18 protein-coding genes and 1 pseudogene are annotated in these 19,803 nt (G+C 63.4%); 11 read left to right on the forward strand and 8 right to left on the reverse strand.

Annotated elements, in window-relative coordinates:
• Positions 1-104: 104 nt before the first annotated feature.
• Positions 105-941 carry a hypothetical protein gene (locus tag IVA95_RS31305; RefSeq protein WP_247514008.1) on the forward strand — a complete coding sequence of 279 codons (837 nt, stop codon included), beginning with the start codon at positions 105-107 and terminating at the stop codon, positions 939-941.
• Positions 942-1,129: 188 nt separating this feature from the next.
• Positions 1,130-1,726, forward strand: coding sequence for a glutathione S-transferase family protein (locus IVA95_RS31310; RefSeq protein ID WP_247514009.1), 597 nt, complete (start codon positions 1,130-1,132; stop codon positions 1,724-1,726).
• 143 nt (positions 1,727-1,869) lie between these two features.
• Here IVA95_RS31310 and fabI read toward each other — a convergent pair whose 3' ends face one another.
• The 3 genes from fabI to fabA form a co-directional block, all read right to left on the reverse strand.
• Positions 1,870-2,670 carry an enoyl-ACP reductase FabI gene (fabI, locus tag IVA95_RS31315; RefSeq protein ID WP_247514010.1) on the reverse strand — a complete coding sequence of 267 codons (801 nt, stop codon included), beginning with the start codon at positions 2,668-2,670 and terminating at the stop codon, positions 1,870-1,872.
• Positions 2,671-2,882: 212 nt separating this feature from the next.
• On the reverse strand, positions 2,883-4,106 hold the full coding sequence (gene fabB, locus IVA95_RS31320) for a beta-ketoacyl-ACP synthase I (RefSeq protein WP_247514011.1): 1,224 nt from the start codon (positions 4,104-4,106) through the stop codon (positions 2,883-2,885).
• Between the two features lie 61 nt (positions 4,107-4,167).
• Positions 4,168-4,692 (reverse strand): 3-hydroxyacyl-[acyl-carrier-protein] dehydratase FabA, encoded by a 525-nt coding sequence (gene fabA / locus IVA95_RS31325; protein WP_171578877.1) that lies wholly within the window; start codon positions 4,690-4,692, stop codon positions 4,168-4,170.
• A 336-nt stretch (positions 4,693-5,028) separates the two neighbouring features.
• Between fabA and irrA the strand changes: the two genes are divergently transcribed.
• Positions 5,029-5,520, forward strand: coding sequence for an iron response transcriptional regulator IrrA (gene irrA / locus IVA95_RS31330; protein ID WP_057844747.1), 492 nt, complete (start codon positions 5,029-5,031; stop codon positions 5,518-5,520).
• A 127-nt stretch (positions 5,521-5,647) separates the two neighbouring features.
• Here irrA and IVA95_RS31335 read toward each other — a convergent pair whose 3' ends face one another.
• On the reverse strand, positions 5,648-6,175 hold the full coding sequence (locus IVA95_RS31335; RefSeq protein WP_213252756.1) for an SH3 domain-containing protein: 528 nt from the start codon (positions 6,173-6,175) through the stop codon (positions 5,648-5,650).
• 341 nt (positions 6,176-6,516) lie between these two features.
• On the opposite strand from IVA95_RS31335, the gene IVA95_RS31340 reads away from it, so the two are divergent.
• A complete protein-coding gene (locus IVA95_RS31340) occupies positions 6,517-7,518 on the forward strand; it encodes a D-glycerate dehydrogenase (protein WP_247514012.1) in 1,002 nt (333 codons plus the stop codon).
• Between the two features lie 142 nt (positions 7,519-7,660).
• Here IVA95_RS31340 and IVA95_RS31345 read toward each other — a convergent pair.
• Positions 7,661-8,574, reverse strand: a pseudogene (locus tag IVA95_RS31345) (LysR family transcriptional regulator).
• A 107-nt stretch (positions 8,575-8,681) separates the two neighbouring features.
• On the opposite strand from IVA95_RS31345, the gene IVA95_RS31350 reads away from it, so the two are divergent.
• Positions 8,682-9,683: an aldo/keto reductase gene (locus IVA95_RS31350; RefSeq protein WP_247514013.1), complete on the forward strand. Its 1,002-nt coding sequence runs from the start codon at positions 8,682-8,684 to the stop codon at positions 9,681-9,683.
• A gap of 273 nt (positions 9,684-9,956) precedes the next feature.
• Here IVA95_RS31350 and moeB read toward each other — a convergent pair whose 3' ends face one another.
• Positions 9,957-10,760 (reverse strand): molybdopterin-synthase adenylyltransferase MoeB, encoded by an 804-nt coding sequence (gene moeB / locus IVA95_RS31355; protein ID WP_247514014.1) that lies wholly within the window; start codon positions 10,758-10,760, stop codon positions 9,957-9,959.
• Between the two features lie 331 nt (positions 10,761-11,091).
• Here moeB and IVA95_RS31360 point away from each other — a divergent pair, with 331 nt between their 5' ends.
• Together IVA95_RS31360 and IVA95_RS31365 are read left to right on the forward strand one after the other, a co-directional pair.
• A complete protein-coding gene (locus IVA95_RS31360; protein ID WP_247514015.1) occupies positions 11,092-12,393 on the forward strand; it encodes a serine protease in 1,302 nt (433 codons plus the stop codon).
• Positions 12,394-12,821: 428 nt separating this feature from the next.
• On the forward strand, positions 12,822-13,586 hold the full coding sequence (locus IVA95_RS31365; protein ID WP_247514016.1) for a ParA family protein: 765 nt from the start codon (positions 12,822-12,824) through the stop codon (positions 13,584-13,586).
• A 144-nt stretch (positions 13,587-13,730) separates the two neighbouring features.
• On the opposite strand, the gene IVA95_RS31370 is transcribed toward IVA95_RS31365, so the two are convergent.
• Together IVA95_RS31370 and mutM are read right to left on the reverse strand one after the other, a co-directional pair.
• Positions 13,731-14,249 carry a GNAT family N-acetyltransferase gene (locus IVA95_RS31370; RefSeq protein WP_247514017.1) on the reverse strand — a complete coding sequence of 173 codons (519 nt, stop codon included), beginning with the start codon at positions 14,247-14,249 and terminating at the stop codon, positions 13,731-13,733.
• A 35-nt stretch (positions 14,250-14,284) separates the two neighbouring features.
• Complete coding sequence (gene mutM / locus IVA95_RS31375; protein WP_247514018.1) at positions 14,285-15,166, reverse strand: bifunctional DNA-formamidopyrimidine glycosylase/DNA-(apurinic or apyrimidinic site) lyase; 882 nt, start codon at positions 15,164-15,166, stop codon at positions 14,285-14,287.
• Positions 15,167-15,244: 78 nt separating this feature from the next.
• Between mutM and ubiE the strand changes: the two genes are divergently transcribed.
• From ubiE to dut, 4 genes are read left to right on the forward strand one after another with little or no spacing between them, the layout of a single operon-like run.
• Positions 15,245-16,006 carry a bifunctional demethylmenaquinone methyltransferase/2-methoxy-6-polyprenyl-1,4-benzoquinol methylase UbiE gene (ubiE, locus tag IVA95_RS31380; protein WP_247514019.1) on the forward strand — a complete coding sequence of 254 codons (762 nt, stop codon included), beginning with the start codon at positions 15,245-15,247 and terminating at the stop codon, positions 16,004-16,006.
• Complete coding sequence (ubiB, locus tag IVA95_RS31385; RefSeq protein WP_247514062.1) at positions 16,003-17,577, forward strand: 2-polyprenylphenol 6-hydroxylase; 1,575 nt, start codon at positions 16,003-16,005, stop codon at positions 17,575-17,577. Before ubiE ends, ubiB begins: the two co-directional genes overlap by 4 nt.
• Positions 17,578-17,635: 58 nt before the next feature.
• Positions 17,636-19,078 carry a bifunctional phosphopantothenoylcysteine decarboxylase/phosphopantothenate--cysteine ligase CoaBC gene (gene coaBC, locus IVA95_RS31390; RefSeq protein WP_247514020.1) on the forward strand — a complete coding sequence of 481 codons (1,443 nt, stop codon included), beginning with the start codon at positions 17,636-17,638 and terminating at the stop codon, positions 19,076-19,078.
• Positions 19,075-19,533, forward strand: a complete 459-nt coding sequence (dut, locus tag IVA95_RS31395; RefSeq protein ID WP_247514021.1) for a dUTP diphosphatase — start codon at positions 19,075-19,077, stop codon at positions 19,531-19,533. Before coaBC ends, dut begins: the two co-directional genes overlap by 4 nt.
• Positions 19,534-19,803 lie beyond the last annotated feature (270 nt).

The following is a 19,803-nucleotide window of genomic DNA, read 5'->3' on the forward strand; positions in this document are numbered from 1 at the left end:
GCACCTCGGGGAGATATCGGCGTGAAAGCCGTCGCTCGGCTTGCGGACGGCGCCTGCACCCTCTAGTTTGCCTGCTCCGTGTCATCAACTCTCGTCTTCAGGCCATGTTCCGTAGCTTCGCTGCCGCCATCCTCATGTCATGCTTCGCGGTAGATGGATGGGCCCAATCTCCTCCAACAACGAACACTCCGGCGGCAAAGACGCCCGCAAAAGCCGTCACAAAGAAAGCGGCGCCCAAAGCCAAGGCGGCCGCGAAGCAACCGGTTGCTGCGGAAACGGGTCCTTGCCGACTTGGCATCATTTCGGCGCTCGGGGACCGCTTTGCCGTACAAAAATTTGGCCTCACGATATTTGAGACCGAGGAGAGCGCGGTCGCGGTCGAGGGATGGGGACTCGATGATCTCGTAGTCGCGCGGGTACGCGCGGCGACCGGCACTGATCCGACAGTGCGGAGGATCACCTATCCGAAGGGCGCGTTTGAGCCCTTCTATAATCCGACGTCACGGTTCTTGCCCGACCCCCGCGAGGGCCTGCCGGCGATCGTCAGGAGTATCACGCCGGCTGCGAACTGCGAACGCTACCTTGTTGTAACCCGATTCAAAGGGCAGGTGCCTGGCACCAATCTGATGCTTGACGGCATCGGTGCATACAGTCGCGGACTAGGATCAGTCATCAGGCACTCGCACCTGTTCGCTAATGTTGGGGTGACTCTGCTCGACGGCGGCAACTACGAGACTATTAGCCGTCCGTTCGCTGGTCTAGGTACGCGACTGGCCGACGGCTTGCGACTGACCGAAGATCCGCTCACCAAACTCGACAACTCGCTGTTTCCCGAACCGGCAACAGCCGTTCCGGGTAGTGCGATGCTTCGCGAAAGAACCCGTGCGCTGGTTGCGGCAAGGCTTGATCAAACGCTGCCTGACTATCTCAAGAACGATTAGGCACTCCTGTATAGCGGGGCCACAGTGGTTCGAGTCTGGAATCGCCAACCGACCTGCTGCACGAAATGAAGTTGACCAACATGTCGTTGGAGCACGGCTTGTTGGTTCCAGGCGTAGTGCATTGCCAATTCGCGGTAGACGCGCGATGAACAAGCGCTGTTCGTCCAAGCCGAAGAAAGGTTCGTCCCATGATCCAACTCTACTGGTCGCCGCGGTCCCGCTCCTTCTCCGCGATCTGGCTGCTGGAAGAAGCCGGGCTGCCTTATGAGCGCGTGCTCACCGACATCACGACTGGCGCGCAGAAGGCGCCGGAATATCTCGCGATCAATCCGATGGGCAAGGTGCCAGGGCTGAAGGACGGCGACGCGGCGCTCGGAGAAGCGGCGGCGATCTGCGCTTACATCGCCGACCGATATCCCGAAACCAACCTTGCGCCGGCCGTCACCGATCCGCTGCGGGCAAGATACCTGCAGTGGCTGTTCTTTTCACCGAGCTGCATCGAGCCGGCGCTGATCCAGCTCTTCACGAAACTGGAGGTGCCGGCGAGCACGGCGGCGTGGGGCAGTGCCACCCAGACGTTCGACGTGCTCGACGCCGCCCTGCAAAAGGGTCCATGGATTCTCGGCGAGAAGTTTTCGGCCGCCGACATCATGCTCGGCTCGGGGCTGAATTTTGCGGTGCGGCTGTTCAAGATGGTGCCGCCGCGGCCGTCGTTCGACGCCTATATCGACCGCTGCGCGGCGCGTCCGGCCTTTCAGCGCGCGGAGAAGATCGCGGCGGGGTGAAGTAGACGTAGTAAGCGTAGCCCGGATGGAGCCAACGGGTCGCGCGAATGCGCGCCCGATGACAGGCTCCGCGCAATCCGGGAGCAATGCGCCGCCTGCGAGAGTCCCCCGATTTCGCTTCGCTCCATCCGGGCTACGAAAGCTTACTCCGCCTTCAGCTCTTCAGGCCGCGGCATCGCGATCACGTTGTAGCCGGAATCGACGTAGTGGATTTCTCCCGTGACGCCGCCCGACAGGTCCGACAGCAGATAGAGCGCGGAGCCGCCGAGTTCTTCCAGCGTCACGCCGCGGCCGAGCGGCGAATGTTTCTGCTGGAAGGCGAACATCGCGCGCGCATCGCCGATGCCTGAGCCTGCCAGCGTGCGCACCGGGCCCGCCGAGATCGAATTGATGCGTATCTTGCGCGGCCCGAAGTCGGCGGCGAGATAGCGTACCGACGCTTCCAGCGCCGCCTTCGCCACACCCATTACATTGTAATTCGGCATCACGCGCATCGATCCGCCGAAGGTCAGCGTGATCATGGAGCCACCGGTCTCGGGCATCAGCTCGGCGGCACGCTTGGCGATTTCGGTGAACGAGAAGCAGGAGATCAGCATGGTGCGCGAAAAGTTCTCGCGCGTGGTATCGGCATAGCGCCCCTTCAACTCGTTCTTGTCGGAGAACGCAATCGCGTGGACGAGAAAGTCGAGCCCGCCCCATTTAGCCTTCAGTGTCGCGAAAACGGAATCGACGCTGGCAAGGTCTTCGACGTCGCACGACAGCACCGTATCGGCTCCGAGCGATTGCGCTAAGGGCTTGACGCGCTTGCCGAGCGCGTCGCCCTGATAGGTGAAAGCGAGCTCGGCGCCCTGCGCGTGAAGCGTCTTGGCGATGCCCCAGGCGATCGAATGATCATTGGCGACACCCATGATCAAGCCGCGCTTGCCTTTCATCAGGTCCTGCATTCGCCTACGCTCCACTTATTTCGTTGATGTCATCACCCGCCACCCGGTCCGGCCTTCGGCCGGCCGGATGACAGGCTCCGGGGGTGATACAGTATTCCAGAGACGTTTGTGATAAGCCGCGAGGTCGCGGCTGACTTCCCGCCCCGCCGGAGCCTGTCATCGGGCTCGCCGAAGGCGAGACCCGGTGGCGGGGCATGACAGCCGATTGAAAACTACGCATCCAGCCGCTTGAACACCAGCGTGGCGTTGGTGCCGCCGAAGCCGAAGGAGTTCGACAGCACGGTGCCGAGCTTGGCGTTATCGATGCGCTTGCGCACGATCGGCATGTCGGCAAACACCGGATCGAGCTCGGTGATATGGGCGCTCTCGCAGACGAAGTCGTTGTTCAGCATCAGAAGCGAATAGATCGCCTCCTGCACGCCGGTAGCGCCGAGCGAATGGCCGGTCAGCGCCTTGGTCGCCGAGATCGGCGGGCACTTGTCGCCGGTGCCGAACACCTTTCGGATCGCCTCGATTTCCGGCGGATCGCCGGCCGGCGTCGAGGTGGCGTGCGGATTGATGTAGTCGATCGGCGTCTTTACCGTCGAAATCGCCATGCGCATGCAGCGCTCGGCGCCTTCGCCCGACGGCGCCACCATGTCGTAACCGTCCGACGTCGCGCCATAGCCGACCAGTTCGCCGTAAATGCGCGCGCCCCGCGCCTTGGCACGTTCGAGCTCTTCCAGCACCACCACGCCGGCGCCACCAGCAATGACAAAACCATCGCGGCTGATGTCGTAGGGACGCGAGGCCGTCGCCGGCGTGTCGTTGTATTTGGACGACATTGCGCCCATGGCGTCGAACAGCACCGACAGGGTCCAGTCGAGCTCCTCGCAACCGCCGGCGAAGATCACGTCCTGCTTGCCGATCTGGATCGTCTCATAGGCGTTGCCGATGCAATGGTTGGAGGTCGCGCAGGCCGAAGAAATCGAATAGTTCACGCCCTTGATCTTGAACCAGGTCGCCAACGTCGCCGAGGCCGTTGATGACATGCCTTTCGGCACCGCGAACGGGCCGACCCGCTTCGGACCCTTGGTGCGCGCGATGTCTGCCGCTTCCACCAGCGTCCGCGTCGACGGTCCGCCCGACCCCATGATGATGCCGGTACGCTCATTGGAGACTTCGTTGGCTTCAAGACCGGAATCGCGGATCGCCTGTTCCATCGCGACGTGATTCCAAGCCGCGCCTTCGGCGAGGAATCGCATGGCGCGACGATCGATGACGTCAGCGGGATTGAGCGTTGGCGCGCCCTGCACCTGCGAGCGAAAACCGAGCTCGGCGTACTTTTCCGCGCGCGTGATGCCGGATTTTGCCTCGCGAAGGCTCGCAAGCACTTCCTGGGTGTTGTTTCCGATGGATGAGACGATACCCATCCCCGTGATGACAACCCGCCTCATGATCGCCTCGCCTCGCCGTTTACGTTGTTCTGTGAAGGTGTGTTGCTGCTGATCGCGTTGCTCAGCCGCCCGGCGCGGAGCCCTGCTTGAACAGCCCGACCTTCAGATCCTTGGCGCGATAGATAATCTCGCCATCCATGGAAAGCCAGCCGTCGCCAACGCCGAGCACCAGCTTTGAACGCATCACGCGTTTCATGTCGATGTTGTACACAACCTTGCGGGCGTTCGGCAGCACCTGGCCGGAGAACTTCAATTCCCCGAGCCCCAGCGCCCGGCCGCGTCCCTCGCCGCCGATCCAGCCGAGGTAGAATCCGACCATCTGCCACATCGCGTCCAGGCCAAGGCACCCCGGCATGACCGGGTCATTCTTGAAGTGACAGCCGAAAAACCACAGGTCCGGCTTCACATCGAGTTCGGCGCGGATCAGGCCCTTGCCGAATTCACCGCCCTTTTCGGTGATCTCGGTGATGCGGTCGAACATCAGCATCGGCGGCAGCGGTAGCTGCGCATTTCCGGGGCCGAACATCTCACCGCGGCCGCAGGCGAGCAAATCCTCGTATTCATAACCGCTGCGCCGATCCAGCATCGTATTCAGCCTCACCTTAGATGTCCCGATGGAGCGCTTTGAGCGAACCGGACCCGTTTCCCCACGGGAGAACACTTGTTTCCCCGCAATCTGGCGCTACTTAGGGTGCTATCGGCACTAGCCTCTGCCGAAATCGCATATGTGGTCCGCGCGCTCTGTAACATAGGCATTAGGGCGCGGCAAAGCACTAGAACGTGCTAAAACGCCCCCGTCGTTACGCTTGTTCCTCTTAACCTTGGGCCAGTTCTAGTTGCGAAAAACTTGCATCTACCTGATTTCCTTTTATATTGGGCAAGAATATTGCCCAAGTTAGCGCGTGTGGTACCCGAAGTGGACATGAACGACCAAGCCTCGCCCCTGAACGACGACGGTATCGATCCGGCTGCCCGCGCCGCTGGACACCAGCCGGCGTTGACTGGCTGTCCGTGGCACGACGTCAATGAAATGCTGCAGGCCGCTGGCCTCAGGCCCACCCGGCAGCGCATGGCGCTGGGCTGGCTGCTGTTCGGCAAGGGCGCCCGCCATCTGACCGCGGAAATGCTGTATGAGGAGGCGACGCTCGCCAAGGTTCCGGTGTCGCTGGCCACCGTCTACAACACGCTCAATCAGCTCACGGACGCCGGTCTGTTGCGCCAGGTCTCGGTCGACGGCACCAAGACCTATTTCGATACCAACGTCACCGCGCATCACCACTTCTATCTCGAGAACAACCACGAGCTGGTCGACATCCCCGATCCGCACCTGGTGTTGTCGAAGATGCCCGACGTGCCCGAGGGCTACGAGATCGCCCGCGTCGACATGGTCGTGCGGCTGCGCAAGAAGCGCTGATCTTCTCCGAACTATTGATTGTCATTCCGGGGCACGCGAAGCGTGAACTATGGTGCGCAATTGCGCACCTGAGAATCTCGAGATTCCGGTTCGATGCCAATGCATCGCCCCGGAATGACGCCGAGCCTCAATCCACCCTTTCGTCCGCATACACGCCCCACAGGCGCTGCTGCTCGATCCAGCCGTCAAAGCCGTTGCCGACGACGCGGCACCAGCCATTGGCGCATTTCTTGACTTGCGCGACGACCCCGGCCTGCAGGCGGGCCGCAACCGCACTGGTCGGATCGGGACGATCATAGAGCGATGCAAGCTCATCCTTGCTCTTCATGGTAACGACCGCAGTGCGGCGGCCGGACAACAGCGAATGATAGACCCAGCCCTCGGCGCCTTCGGAATCGCGCACGCGCCGCCAGTTCTCGAACTCGGCGGTGATTTCGACCGGCAGGCCCGAACGGGTATAGATCCAGGCGACGTCGTTGTCCTTGGTCGGACCGGCCCGCACATTCACATGATCGGATTTGAGGCTGACATATCGTGGCACCGGCAGGCCGCTCGTGGTGGTGGCCGAATCCTTGGCCGAAAACCCTGCACTGACCGATGCGACAAGCCAGCACGCCGCCAGCACCGCCACCGAACAGAAACGCCCCAACGCCATCAACCCGTCTCCTGCCGAGCTACCCCCAACTCGAATTCTCCGAGTTGAGACCGCCCGCTAACGCCCGAAAAATCCAAATCCCCGTGCCCCGCTTTGGCCGCACCCGACTTGCAACGTCCGAGGGGTTCTTGTCTTGGCCCGGCCTTCTGATAGAGAGGACGGAACGCCTAGAACCAGAACGCCCGGATTTTCCGTCGAGAATCCGAGGCAAGTATTGGGAACCCAAGGGACTTACCTCACAGCCGGATACCGAGACCGCGTGGCCATCGCAGTGTCGAACAACCGGGTTAATGAGGTCTGAACGGCGCGCTCGAGCGCACACTCCCTCATGAGAGCAGGACATGTCGGTTAAGAAAAAACCTCTCGTCGTCGTCACTCGCAAATTGCCGGACTCGATCGAGACCCGGATGCGCGAGCTGTTCGACGCAAGGTTGAATCTCGACGATACGCCGATGACGCCGGAGCAGATCGCGGATGCGGTCCGCACCGCCGACGTGCTGGTGCCGACTGTCACCGACATGATCCGCGAGGAAATCATCAAGGATCCCGACTGCAAGCTGCGCATGATCGCCAATTTCGGCAACGGCGTCGACAATATCGACGTCGCGGCGGCGCATGCGCGCGGCATCACGGTGACCAATACGCCGAAAGTACTGACCGAAGACACCGCCGACATGACGATGGCGCTGATTCTCGCCGTGCCACGGCGGCTGATCGAGGGTGCCTCGATTCTCACCGACGGCAAGAACTGGGCTGGCTGGTCGCCGACCTGGATGCTTGGCCATCGCATTGGCGGCAAGCGCCTCGGCATCATCGGCATGGGCCGCATCGGCCAGGCGGTGGCCCGCCGCGCGCGCGCCTTTGGCCTGCAGATCCACTATCACAACCGCCGCCCAGTGGCGCCTGTTATCGCCGATGAACTCGGCGCGACCTATTGGGAAAGCCTCGACCAGATGCTGGCGCGGATGGACATCATCTCGGTGAACTGTCCGCATACGCCTGCGACCTATCACCTCTTGTCGGCCAGGCGGCTGAAGCTGATCCGCAAAGACGCCTACATCGTCAACACCGCGCGCGGCGGGGTGATCGACGAGGACACGCTGGTCAAGCTGCTCGAAGCCGGTGACATCGGCGGCGCCGGCCTCGACGTCTACGAGCATGAGCCCGCGGTCAATCCGAAACTGGTGCGGCTGGCGAAAGCCGGCAAGGTGACGCTACTGCCGCATATGGGCTCGGCTACCATCGAAGGCCGCGTCGAGATGGGCGAGAAGGTGATTATCAATATCCGGACCTTCCTCGACAACCACAAGCCGCCGGACCGCGTGCTGCCCAGCATGCTATGAGTCTATTAGCCGCGTGTAGCCCGGATGGAGCGAAGCGAAATCCGGGATAACTGAATCCGCGAGTCCGACTACCCCGGATTGCGCGGAGCCTGTCATCGGGCGCGCATTCGCGCGACCCGTTGGCTCCATCCGGGCTACCACATCATTTGCTCTTCCGCCGCTCTCGTTTCCGCCACTCCGCGACAAACGAGACGAACGCGGCAAGCGCCGGCGGCGGCTGCCGACGGCTCGGATAGTACAAAAACGGTCCCGGAAACGGCGGGCACCAGTCATCGAGCACGCTGACCAGCGCGCCAGACTTGATGCCGTAGCGTACATAACCTTCGAATGTCAGCCAGAAGCCCACCCCGTCATGGACGGCGCGCAATGCCAGCCCCAGATAGGTCGCGACCAGCTTGGCCGGCGGGGAAACCTTTACGACACGGCCCGCTTTCTCGAACTCCCAATCCAGCATCGCGCCGCTGCCGAAGCGGGTGCGGATACAGGCATGGTCGAGCAGATCCTTCGGCGCTTCCGGTCGACCATGTCGAGCAACATACTCCTTGGACGCCACCACGGCGTAACGCTGCGGCGCTCCGAGCGAGACCGCGATCATGTCCTGCGCCAGATGTTCGCCATAGCGCACGCCGGCGTCGAATCCGCCGGCAACGATATCGATAAACGAACTCTCGCCGACGATCTCCAACTCGATTTTGGGATGCTTCTCAAGAAACGGCGCGACCATCGGCGCCACACGAGGTCGATTGCCGGCGGCGGCGCATTGATGCGTAGACGCCCCGACGGCACGGCCCGCAGACCGCGCACCTGATCGAGCGCCGCACCGACATCCGATAGCGCCGGGCCGACGCGCCCCAGCAACAACTCGCCGGCTTCGGTGAGGGCTACGCTGCGCGTGGTGCGATTCATCAGGCGGACGCCGAGCCGCTCCTCCATGTCGCGCAGGCGCTGGCTGAGGCTTGAGACGGAGACGCCCTGCTCTGTCGCGGCACGGCGGAAATTCCGGGTGCGCGCCACGGCGACGAACGCATCGAGGTCGCGGAGGTCGAAATCCTTCATTGTTCGATATACTGAACAAGATATTTCGAATTGTCCAGCTTATCGATTCAGTCGAGACGGTCCATATCGGTTTCGTCATCGCCACTGATCTTTTGAGGAGGACCATCATGGAAAAGCGCAAACTCGGCACGACGGGCCCAACCGTCTCCGCCATCGGCCTCGGCTGCATGGGCATGTCAGACTTCTACGGGCCGGCCGACCGCAGCGAGAGCATTGCCACCATCCACGCCGCGCTCGACGCGGGCATCACCCTGCTCGATACCGGCGATTTCTATGGCATGGGTCACAATGAAATGGTGATCGGCGAAGCGCTTGCCGCGCGCGGTCGCGACAATGTCCAGATCAGCGTCAAGTTCGGCGCGCTGCGCGACCCTGCAAAGAACTGGTCCGGCTATGACAGCCGCCCGGCGGCGATCAAGAATTTCCTCGCTTATTCGCTGCAGCGACTGCGCGTCGATACAATCGATATCTACCGGCCGGCACGGCTCGACCCCGACGTGCCGATCGAGGAGACGGTCGGTGCGATGACTGACATGGTGAAGGCCGGCTGGATCAGGCATATCGGCTTGTCGGAAGTCGGCGCGGAGACCATCCGCCGCGCCCATGCGGTGCACCCGATCAGCGACCTGCAGATCGAATACTCATTGATCTCGCGCGGCATCGAGGACAACATCCTGCCGACCTGCCGCGAACTCGGCATCGGCATCACGGCCTATGGCGTGCTGTCACGCGGGCTGATCAGCGGGCACTGGACGGCCGATCGCGGGACCAAGGATTTTCGCGCCATGAGCCCGCGTTTCCAGGGAAGCAATCTCGACGCCAATCTGGCGCTGGTGGACTCATTGCGTGCGATTGCAAGCGAGCTCGGCGCCTCCCCCGCACAGGTCGCGATTGCGTGGGTCGCGGCGCAGGGCAACGACATCGTGCCGCTGGTCGGCGCCCGCCGCCGTGACCGTCTCTCCGAAGCGCTCGGCGCGCTCGACGTGAAGCTGACCGAGAAGCATCTCGCCGCGCTCGCCAAGGCGTTTCCGCCAGGCGCTGCGGCCGGCGCGCGGTATCCGGAGTCGCAGCTCGCGCATATGGACAGCGAGAGGGCCGCGAAGCGGTGAGAACGCCAAGCGTCATCGGCGCCGGTGTATGCGGCGGCACCCCCGCCCATAGCCGATGCTCCGCATCGGCGTGTTTGTTAAGGACGGCGGCCGGAGGCCGCCTATGCCTCCCCCGCAAGCGGGAGAGGGAGCGGATAGCGGACGTCGTGGGGCCGCCAGTTCTTGATCATACAGATGGGGTTTGTTGAGCGCGCATCTCACGAAGCGGCGCGCTCGTCGCCCTCTCCCGCTCTTGCGGGGGAGGGCCGGGGTGGGGGCAGCCACTCGGGGATTCTAGGCCGCGTAGCCGCTCAAATCAGTGATCGTGGGCGTATCGCCATTGAGCGGGTTGGCCGGGTCGCGCGTGTAGCGCAGGGTTTCGAACCGCATCGCCCGCGCGTCCACCATCACCAGCCGCCCTACCAGGCTCTCGCCGAAGCCGACGATCTCGCGGATCGCCTCCAGCGCCATCATCGAGCCCAGCATGCCCGCCAGCGCGCCCATGACCCCGGCCTCGGCGCAGGCCGGTATGGTGCCAGGCGGCGGCGGTTCGGGAAACAGGCAGCGATAGGTCGGATTGAAGTGGCCGTCACCGTCCCGTTCATGCGCCCGGATCGTGGTCAGCGATCCGTCGAACATCCCCAGCGCCGCCGTGATCAGCGGCTTGCCGGCGAAGAAGCAGGCATCGGAAACCAGGTAGCGGGTTTCGAAATTGTCGGAGCCGTCGAGCACGAGGTCGTAGCCGTCGATCAGCGACATCACGTTCCCCGCATCGAGGCGCACCGCATGCGCCTCGAACTGGACATGGGGGTTGAGCGCGCGAACCGTATCCGCGGCGCTGTCGACCTTGCGCCGCCCGATGTCGGGCGTGGTGTGGATGATCTGCCGCTGCAGATTGGACAGCGAGACAACGTCGTCATCAACAGCACCGAGCCTGCCGACACCGGCCGCCGCCAGATACATCAGGACGGGCGCGCCTAGGCCGCCGGCGCCGATCACCAGCGCGGATGCCGCTTTCAAGGCGGCCTGCCCGGGACCGCCGACTTCGCGCAGCACGATATGGCGGGCGTAGCGTTCGAGTTCGTCGGCGCTCAGCATGGTCGTGTGCTGTCCTTCCTTCGCTGGCAAACCCTCATGGTGAGGAGCGCGGAACGCGCGTTCACCGGACGATGCTTCGCATCGCCTGGACACCATGAGGCCCGGCTGGTGGCCTCGTCCTTCGAGACGTCGCTTCGCGGCTCCTCAGGATGAGGGGAAAACTGAACCGGGGTGCGGTTGTTGCCGACTAAGCAGATGTGCTTAATTGGCCGGACGTCAATGATTGCACTCTCCTTATTCTGCCGGGATTTGTCATGAGATTGGTGCTTCAGCAACATTGATGATCGCAGCGTCGGTTTTTGTGATCTCCGGGGCCGCTGCGCAGGCGCAAATGACGCCACCTTCGACGGCGGGCGCCAAGCCGAAACAAGTCACGACGGTGCCGATCCGTCCCGCGCTGCAGAAGCCGGAGGACACGGCGAAGGCCTTAGGCCAAGCCGAGCGGCTGGCGCTGCAGTCGGACCTCGCCTGGGTCGGGCAATATAACGGCGCCATCACCGGTGACGTCACCGAGCGCATGGTCAATGCGATCAAGGAATTCCAGAAGTCGCGCGGGGCTAAGCCAACCGGCGTGCTCAATCCGCAGGAGCGCGGCGCGCTCGCCGATACTGCCAGAAAGAAGCAGGAGAACGTCGGCTGGAAGGTCGCTACCGATCCCGGCACCGGCGTGCGGCTTGGTATTCCCACCAAGCTGGTGCCGCAGCAGGCCAGCGATGCCACCGGCACTAAATGGACCTCGCCGACCGGCACGATCCAGATCCAGCTTTCGCGGCGCAAGGAAGCCAATCCGACCACGGCAAAACTCGCCGAACGCGAGAAGAAAGAGCCGGGCCGCACCATCGATTACACCGTGGTCAAGCCGGATTTCTTCGTGCTGTCCGGCCTGCAGGGCCTGAAGAAGTTTTATATGCGCGGCACCTTCAACGGCGACGAGGTTCGCATCCTCACCATCATGTACGACCAGGCAACCGAGAACACCGTCGAGCCGGTCGTGATCGCAATGTCGAGCGCGTTCAATGCGTTTCCGGCTGCGGCGCAAACGGCAGGGCCTCCCCCGCGCAAGAGCGTGGAATATGGCACCGGTCTCGTCGTCGGCGACGACGGCGGGATTCTGGCCGACCGCCAGATCACCGATGGTTGCCTCACGGTCGCGATCGCAGGCTTCGGCAATGCCGATCGCGTCGCCGAGGACAAGGAGCACGACCTGGCGCTCTTGCGCATCTATGGCGCGCGCGGGCTGAAGGCGCTCAATCTCGCCAATGCTGCCACCAAACCGGCGCTCGACCTCACCGGCATTGCGGATCCGCAGAACCAGGGCGGCGGCGCGGCGGTGACAAGCGCCAAGGCAACGGTGGCCCAGCTCGGCGGCGGCAGCGACATCGCGCTGACGCCCGCGCCGGTACTCGGCTTTTCCGGCGCGCCCGCGCAGGACGGCGACGGCAGGTTCGCCGGCATCGCGCTGTTGAAGCCGGTTCAGGTGGCGGGACCTACCAATGGCGTACCGGCGGCGCAGGCTGTGCTGGTGGCAGCCGATACCGTGCGCGGTTTCCTCAAGGCCAACGGCGTCAACGCGGCCGGCGGATCGAGCGATGCGAAGGCGTCGGTCGTCCGCGTGATCTGCGTGCGGAAATAGCGCTCGCTCGTGTCCCGGACGCGGTGCAGCGTGTAACGCTGCTCCGCAGAGCCGGGACTTATCTGTGCCGCGGAGCGATGGGCTCAGCAGCGCAACGCTAACGCGCTGCGCTGCGTCCGGGGCACGAGATGACCTGCTCCGTGGATTATGCAGACGCGCGCGGAGCGGGGGCGCGCGATGCGATCACGCGCTTCTTGTCGTCATTCATCGAGGCAAATCGGCCCGCTGCAGCAGGCACAGCCGTATTCACCCGTTATTGCCACAATTCCATAATTCGGCATCATTGCAAGCTGACTGATTCGGACAACCGCGATTCGAGAAGACCTTTGGATCGGGCTGGGTACGTCTGAGGAGCGAAAGCTCGGCACCGCAGAATGCGGTGCTCCTCGTGTGGCGTAATCCCTCTGAAGCCATCCAAAGGATCTAGAATGCAGACGATCGTATTGGCCACCCAAAAGGGCGGCTCCGGCAAAAGCACGCTGGCCATCGGCCTCGCGCTTGCAGCCATCAAGGCCGGACACACCGTCCGCCTGATCGAGACGGACCCGCAGGGCACCCTTTCGAACTGGCAGCGCCGGCGCCCCTTTGCCGAGCCCATCGTCGAGCCGGTCTACGCGGCCAGCGACGTCGAACAACGACTAAAATCGCTCGATCGTGACGGCGTGACGATGACGATCATCGATACCGCCGGTGGCGTCAGTGCATCGACCAATTCAGCCATTCGTTATGCCGATCTGTGCCTGATTCCGACGCGCCCGAGCGTCGCCGACATCGAAGCGACTGCCGCGACGCTGAGCGTCATCAGGGCCTGGCACAAGCCGTTCGCCTACGTCCTGAACCAGACCCCGATCCGCGGCGCGCGCCTTAGCAACGCCGAGGCTGCGCTCAGCGAGGAGGCCGCACGCGATATCGCCGACATCGTCGCAAGGCCCTTCATCGTGATGCGCAACGATCACCAGGACGCGCTGAGCTCGGGCCTTGCGGTCAGCGAATATGCACCAAGCGGCAAATCCGCCGAGGAAATCCGCGGCCTCTGGCAATGGATCGAAGCCCGGCTGGACGATACGGCGGCCGCCGACGAACGGATCGCGGAGGCATTCGTGGGAGCGCCGGAGATCCTTCCGGCAATGGCTGCGCTCGCGCCAATCGAAAACGACAGCGCTCTCTTCCTGAGAGCGCCGGCTCGAAGCTGACACCCCGCTCCCCGCAACGCCGTTGCCTGCGACAAACGCGAAGCGTTTGCGCAAGGGAGCATCGCGACGACTTGTCCGCCAAAGCTCGGCCGGCGAAGACGGAAGCAATCCGGCCCACCAGCCCCGCCGGATTGCTTCGCTCCGCTATCTGTTCCGGCGCAGCCATTGTTCCCGCGTCACACGCCATCGTTCGGCTAGCGTCTGACCGTTGTGATGGGCAAGCTCGACGTAGCCGACCAATTCGGCGCCGGTCTTTTGCTTGACCCGGCGCGATGCCTCATTGGTAACCGCGTTACAAGCGTAGAAGACCTCGAGACCCAGTACGCCGAAGACGAAACTGTTCACCTCCGCGACGGCTTCGCTCATCAGGCCTTGATTCCAATAGCGTTCCGCGAGCCAGAAGCCCCGGTTGCCCTTCGCATTGTCCGATCTCGGGCGGAAGCGAATATTCCCGATCGCCTCGCCATCACCGCCGCGCAGCACCAGCATCCAGTTATAGATCTCTTCCCCCGCGGCGACCCTCTCCAGCTCCCTCGTGATGAAAGTCGTCGCGCCGTCCTCCGGATATGGCCAGGGGACAACCGATGCGAGATGCTGGATGATATTCCAGTTGTTGAAATGGCGTTGGATCGCCGGCGCGTCGGATAGCGCGAGCGGCCGCAAGATCAGTCGCTTCGTTTCGAGCGTCGGCGTGATGGTCATTTCTGACATTTCGGACACCAGAAGGTCGAACGGCCGTTCTGAACGAAGCGCCGCACGATACCTCCGCAGCCTTTGGTTTGGCACTTCTCGCCCTCTCGATCATAGACCTGGAACGAGTGCTGGAAATAGCCGAGCTCGCCCGAGGTCAGCCGATGATCGCTGATCGAGGAACCGCCGGCTTTGATGGCCTGATTGAGCACTGTGTGAATTGCGTCCACCAGCCGCCCGGCATGGTCGGTCGGCTCACCCTTCTTCGTTGCCAGTGTCGCCGCCAGCCGCCGCGGCGAGAGATGCGACCGGTACAGCGCCTCACAGACATAGATATTGCCGAGGCCGGCGACTACGCGCTGGTCGAGCAGCGCTGCCTTCAGGCTGGTCTTCTTGTTGAAGCAGGAGCGCGCCAGCATCGCAGCGTCGAATTCGTTGCCGAGCGGCTCGGGCCCGAGGTCCTTCAATAGCGGTTCGTGCTCCAGCACGTTGCGGGCAATAATCTTCATGTAACCGAAACGGCGCGGATCATTGAACACGACAGATCTGCCCGATGACATGTGAAACACCACGTGATCATGAGCGCGGTCCTCGCTGCGCGGATGATGGAATTGCCCGGGCGTATTGCTAGTGCCGCCATCGAGCACCCGGAACGAGCCGGACATGCCCAGATGCATCAGCAGCACGTCGCCGGAGGTTAGATCCGCCATCAGGTATTTGGCGCGGCGGCCGAGGCCAGTCACGGTCTGACCCTCCAGCCGGGCGATAAAGTCTTTTTGAAAGGGAAACCGCAAATCCTTGCGCCGGGCTTCCGCTTTGAGGATCTTTGACCCCTCCATGGCGGGCTGCAGGCCGCGGCGGACGGTCTCAACTTCAGGCAATTCAGGCATGCAGGCATTCACCTTGTGAAGGCGACGTGATAGCGCCATTGCGGCGGGCGCGCTATGGTCCGGTAATGGAGTAAGCTAATGGATCGGCCGGATCAAACCACTCATTTTGGCTTCAGGGACGTGCCCCTGGGGGACAAGCAGACGCTGGTGAACGACGTGTTTCACAGCGTGGCCTCCCGCTACGATCTGATGAACGACCTGATGTCAGCGGGCCTGCACCGGGTCTGGAAAGACATCATGATCACAGCGCTCAACCCGCCGAAAAGTGATGCGCCGTTCGCGCTGCTCGACGTCGCCGGCGGCACCGGCGATATCGCCTTCCGTGCGGCCAAGACTGCAGGCGCGGGCTTCCACGCCACCGTCTGCGACATTAATACCGACATGCTCGAGGTGGGCCGCAATCGCGCCATGGCGCGCCATCTCGATCAGCAGGTGTTGTTTGTCGAAGGCAATGCCGAGGCGTTGACTTTCCCGGATCGTTCCTTTGATGCCTACACCATCGCCTTCGGCATTCGCAACGTGCCGCGGATCGATGTCGCGCTGCGCGAGGCCTATCGCGTGCTGCGGCCGGGCAGCCGATTCCTGTGTCTGGAATTCTCCACCGTCGACGTTCCCGGACTGGACTGGCTGTACGACCAGTTCTCGTTCAAGCTGATCCCGCCGCTCGGCCGCGCCGTGACCGGCGATGCAGAGTCCTATCAGTATCTGGTCGAATCGATCCGGAAATTCCCCCGACCCAATGTGTTTGCCGAGATGATTCGCGCCGCCGGCTTTTCGCGGGTGAGGTGGGAAAGCCTTTCCGGCGGGATCGTGGCGCTGCATTCGGGCTGGCGCTTGTGATTTCTGCGGCGACCCACATCGCGCGGCTTGTCCGCGCCGCTTACGTGTTCGCGCGCGAGGGCGTGTTCGGCGTCGTCGATCCGAGCCTGGTGCCGGCGCCCGGGCAGCTCGCGCTGCGGCTGGCGCGATTGATCGAGCGGCCCGGTGCCAAATCCGGCCCGCAGCTATCCCGCGCGCTGACGCGGCTGGGACCCGCCTACCTCAAGCTCGGTCAGTTTCTGGCGACCCGCCCCGATGTGGTCGGGGTTGCGATGGCGCGCGACCTGGAAAGTCTGCAGGACCGGCTGCCGCCGTTTCCGCAAAGTGAAGCGGAAGCGGTGATCGCACTGTCGCTGGAACGCTCTGTGGCTAAGGCCTTTGTCAGCCTCGGCCCGGCGGTCGCCGCCGCGTCCATCGCGCAGGTGCATCGCGGCGAGATCGAGCGCGATGGCGTGCGCCAGCCGGTCGCCGTAAAGGTGCTCCGGCCCAACGTCGCCTCGCGCTTTCGCCGCGACCTCTCCGACTTCTTCTTTGTCGCGCACAACGCGGAAGCGCATTCGGCCGAAGCGCGGCGGCTGCGGCTGATCGAGGTCATTAACACGATGTCGCGCTCGGTCGCGATGGAGATGGACCTGCGGCTTGAGGCTGCCGCCTTGTCCGAGATGGCGGAGAACACCCGCGACGATCCGGATTTCCGCGTGCCGGCCGTCGACTGGGACCGCACCACGCATAACGTGCTGACGATGGAGTGGATCGACGGCATCGCACTGAACGACCATGCGCGCCTCGAAGCATCGCAGGTCGATTTGCCCGACCTCGGCCGCAAGGTGATTCAGAGCTTTCTGCGCCACGCGCTGCGCGACGGCTTCTTTCATGCCGACATGCATCCCGGCAATCTGTTTCTCGACGAGGCCGGCCGGCTGGTGGCGGTCGATTTCGGCATCATGGGCCGGCTCGGTGTGAAGGAGCGGCGCTTCCTCGCTGAAATTCTTTTGGGCTTCATCACGCGCGACTACCGGCGCGTCGCCGAGGTGCATTTCGAGGCCGGCTACGTGCCGGGGCATCATTCGGTGGAAAATTTCGCGCAGGCCATCCGCGCCATCGGCGAGCCGATCCACAATCGCACCGCCGAAGAAATCTCGATGGCGAAGCTGTTGACCCTGCTGCTCGAGGTCACCGGCCTGTTCGACATGCAGACCCGGCCTGAACTGATCCTCCTGCAAAAGACCATGGTCGTCGTCGAAGGCGTCGCGCGCGGCTTCGATCCCAAGCTCGATATCTGGAAGGTGGCCGATCCCGTGGTGCGCGAATGGATCGAGCGCAATCTCGGTCCGCTCGGGCGGGTTCAGGGGGCCATGACTGGCGCTGGCGAACTCGGGCGCGTAATGACGGGTCTGCCGGCGATCGCTTCGCGGGCGGTTGCCGTGATCGAGAACATGGAAAAGATGACGCGGGAGGGCCTGACGCTGTCGCCAGAGACCATTGCGGCGCTCGGCCGGGCCGAAGGCCGCAAGAGCCGCTGGCGCACGGTGGCGCTCTGGATCATTGCGGCGACCTTTATCGGAATTCTGGTCGCCATCCGGCAGTTGTGATTGCAATGCTAGCAACATGTGCTAGCATTGATTGCGTACCCTTGCTCGGAGGCCGCCTATGGCCAGCCTGACCATCCGAAAACTCGACGAAACCGTCAAAGCCTATCTGCGGCTCCGGTCGGCCGGAAACGGCCGCTCCGTCGAAGAGGAAGTCCGGGTCATTCTGGGAGAACTCATCCAAGGGCGCCCCGAACTATCAAGCGCCACCACGTCACTACCCTCCGCAGAGGCCGGCGCACAGGCAGCGCCATCGGTCAGCGCTTCCAGCGAACGGAGTGTCACGCTGATCATCGGCGGCGGCATTGCCGCTTTCAAGTCGCTGGAGCTGATCCGGCGGCTGAAGGAGCGACACATTCACGTCCGCTGCGTGCTGACCAAGGCCGCCCAGCAATTCGTCACGCCGCTTTCGGCCAGCGCGCTGTCGCATGAGCGCGTCTATACCGACCTGTTCGATGCCGAGAGCGAATTCGACGCCGGCCATATCCGGCTGGCGCGCGAATGCGACCTGATCATTGTGGCGCCGGCGACTGCCGATCTGATGGCGAAGATGGCGCATGGCCATGCCGACGATCTCGCCAGCGCGATCCTGCTCGCGGCCAACCGCCCGATCCTGCTGGCGCCCGCCATGAACCCCCTGATGTGGAACAACGCCGCCACCCGCCGCAACGTGATGCAGCTTCGCCGCGACGGCGTTCACATGATCGGCCCCAGCGCCGGCGAGATGGCTGAGGCCAATGAGGCCGGCATCGGGCGGATGTCGGAGGCCGTCGAAATCGCCGCCGCCGCCGTAGATATCCTGCGTCCGCCGCAACCGCGCCCGCTCGCGGGCAAGCGCGTGCTGATCACGGCCGGCCCGACGCATGAGGCGATCGATCCCGTGCGCTATATCGCCAACCGTTCCTCCGGCAAGCAGGGTTTTGCCATCGCCGCCGCCGCCCAGGCCGCAGGCGCGGACGTCACGCTGGTGTCCGGCCCGGTCGAATTGCGCGATCCCCCCGGGGTCACGGTGATCCGGGTCGAATCGGCGCGTGACATGCTGCATCGGGTGGAAGCAGCCTTGCCGGCCGATATTGCGATCTTCGCCGCCGCGGTCGCCGACTGGCGCGTTGCCAATGAAGGCGAGCAGAAACTGAAAAAGACGTCCGACGGCATGCCGCCGCTCCAACTGGTGGAAAATCCCGACATTCTGGCGACGATCTCGAAACTGAAGGAGAAGCGTCCGCCGCTGGTGATCGGCTTTGCTGCCGAGACCGAACATCTGATCGACAACGCAAAAGCCAAGATCGCGCGCAAGGGCTGCGACTGGATCGTCGCTAATGACGTTTCGCCTGCCACCGGCGTAATGGGCGGCGACCGCAACACCGTTCACCTGCTGACGCGCGATGGCGAGGAGATCAACGTCAATAGCATTAAGGTGGAGCCTTGGCCGGTGATGACCAAGGAGCAGGTCGCAGCCGAACTGGTGGCGAAGATTGCGAAGGCCGTGGAGAAGAATTCGTGAGCATGACTGTGAAGGTCGACGTCTGCCAATTACCACATGGCGAAGGCCTCGCCCTGCCGGCCTATCAGAGCGTCGATGCCGCCGGGCTCGACCTGCTCGCGGCGGTGCCGGCGGATACGCCGCTAATCCTCCCGCCCGGAAAATTCGCGATGGTGCCGACCGCGCTTACGATCGCGCTGCCTTCCGGATATGAGGCGCAGGTGCGGCCGCGCTCCGGGCTTGCCGCCAAACACGGCGTCACGGTGCTGAACTCGCCCGGCACGGTGGATGCGGATTACCGCGGCGAGATCAACGTGCTCCTGATCAACCACGGCGATACGCCCTTTCCCATCAAGCGCGGCGAGCGCATCGCGCAGATGGTGATCGCGCCCGTAGTGCAAGCGGAACTGGTTCCCGTCGACTCGTTGACGGCAACCGGCCGTGGCAGTGGGGGCTTTGGCTCGACCGGCCGCTGAATCGTTTTCAATTTGAACGGTTCGGAACGACGCCGCCTTGATTTTTTCACAGGCAGTTTTGCGTTCACGGTCTGGACTCTTACCGGTCGACTTCCGAAGGGGATACTCTCGACCCGATTCGTGTAGAGCGCGACCAGCAAAAGTGGGGTCCGGTTTTGTGTCCGGGCGCGCTCAATCCTTAGTCGGCGCATAATCTCAACGCAAACCGCCCACATTTTGGCGGATTATGCGCTGGGGGTGGTGCCTGCAGTCATGCGTTCTTGGGGCAAA

The sequence above is a fragment of the Bradyrhizobium sp. 157 genome, assembly GCF_023073815.1.
Lineage (GTDB): Bacteria > Pseudomonadota > Alphaproteobacteria > Rhizobiales > Xanthobacteraceae > Bradyrhizobium.

Excerpts from the sequence above, each read along its gene's own strand:
- IVA95_RS31305 (WP_247514008.1), top strand. The coding sequence starts at position 105 with ATGTTCCGTAGCTTCGCTGCCGCCATCCTCATGTCATGCTTCGCGGTA.
- IVA95_RS31310 (WP_247514009.1), top strand. The coding sequence starts at position 1,130 with ATGATCCAACTCTACTGGTCGCCGCGGTCCCGCTCCTTCTCCGCGATC.
- fabI (WP_247514010.1), bottom strand. The coding sequence starts at position 2,670 with ATGCAGGACCTGATGAAAGGCAAGCGCGGCTTGATCATGGGTGTCGCC.
- fabB (WP_247514011.1), bottom strand. The coding sequence starts at position 4,106 with ATGAGGCGGGTTGTCATCACGGGGATGGGTATCGTCTCATCCATCGGA.
- fabA (WP_171578877.1), bottom strand. The coding sequence starts at position 4,692 with ATGCTGGATCGGCGCAGCGGTTATGAATACGAGGATTTGCTCGCCTGC.
- irrA (WP_057844747.1), top strand. The coding sequence starts at position 5,029 with ATGAACGACCAAGCCTCGCCCCTGAACGACGACGGTATCGATCCGGCT.
- IVA95_RS31335 (WP_213252756.1), bottom strand. The coding sequence starts at position 6,175 with ATGGCGTTGGGGCGTTTCTGTTCGGTGGCGGTGCTGGCGGCGTGCTGG.
- IVA95_RS31340 (WP_247514012.1), top strand. The coding sequence starts at position 6,517 with ATGTCGGTTAAGAAAAAACCTCTCGTCGTCGTCACTCGCAAATTGCCG.
- IVA95_RS31350 (WP_247514013.1), top strand. The coding sequence starts at position 8,682 with ATGGAAAAGCGCAAACTCGGCACGACGGGCCCAACCGTCTCCGCCATC.
- moeB (WP_247514014.1), bottom strand. The coding sequence starts at position 10,760 with ATGCTGAGCGCCGACGAACTCGAACGCTACGCCCGCCATATCGTGCTG.
- IVA95_RS31360 (WP_247514015.1), top strand. The coding sequence starts at position 11,092 with ATGACGCCACCTTCGACGGCGGGCGCCAAGCCGAAACAAGTCACGACG.
- IVA95_RS31365 (WP_247514016.1), top strand. The coding sequence starts at position 12,822 with ATGCAGACGATCGTATTGGCCACCCAAAAGGGCGGCTCCGGCAAAAGC.
- mutM (WP_247514018.1), bottom strand. The coding sequence starts at position 15,166 with ATGCCTGAATTGCCTGAAGTTGAGACCGTCCGCCGCGGCCTGCAGCCC.
- ubiE (WP_247514019.1), top strand. The coding sequence starts at position 15,245 with ATGGATCGGCCGGATCAAACCACTCATTTTGGCTTCAGGGACGTGCCC.
- coaBC (WP_247514020.1), top strand. The coding sequence starts at position 17,636 with ATGGCCAGCCTGACCATCCGAAAACTCGACGAAACCGTCAAAGCCTAT.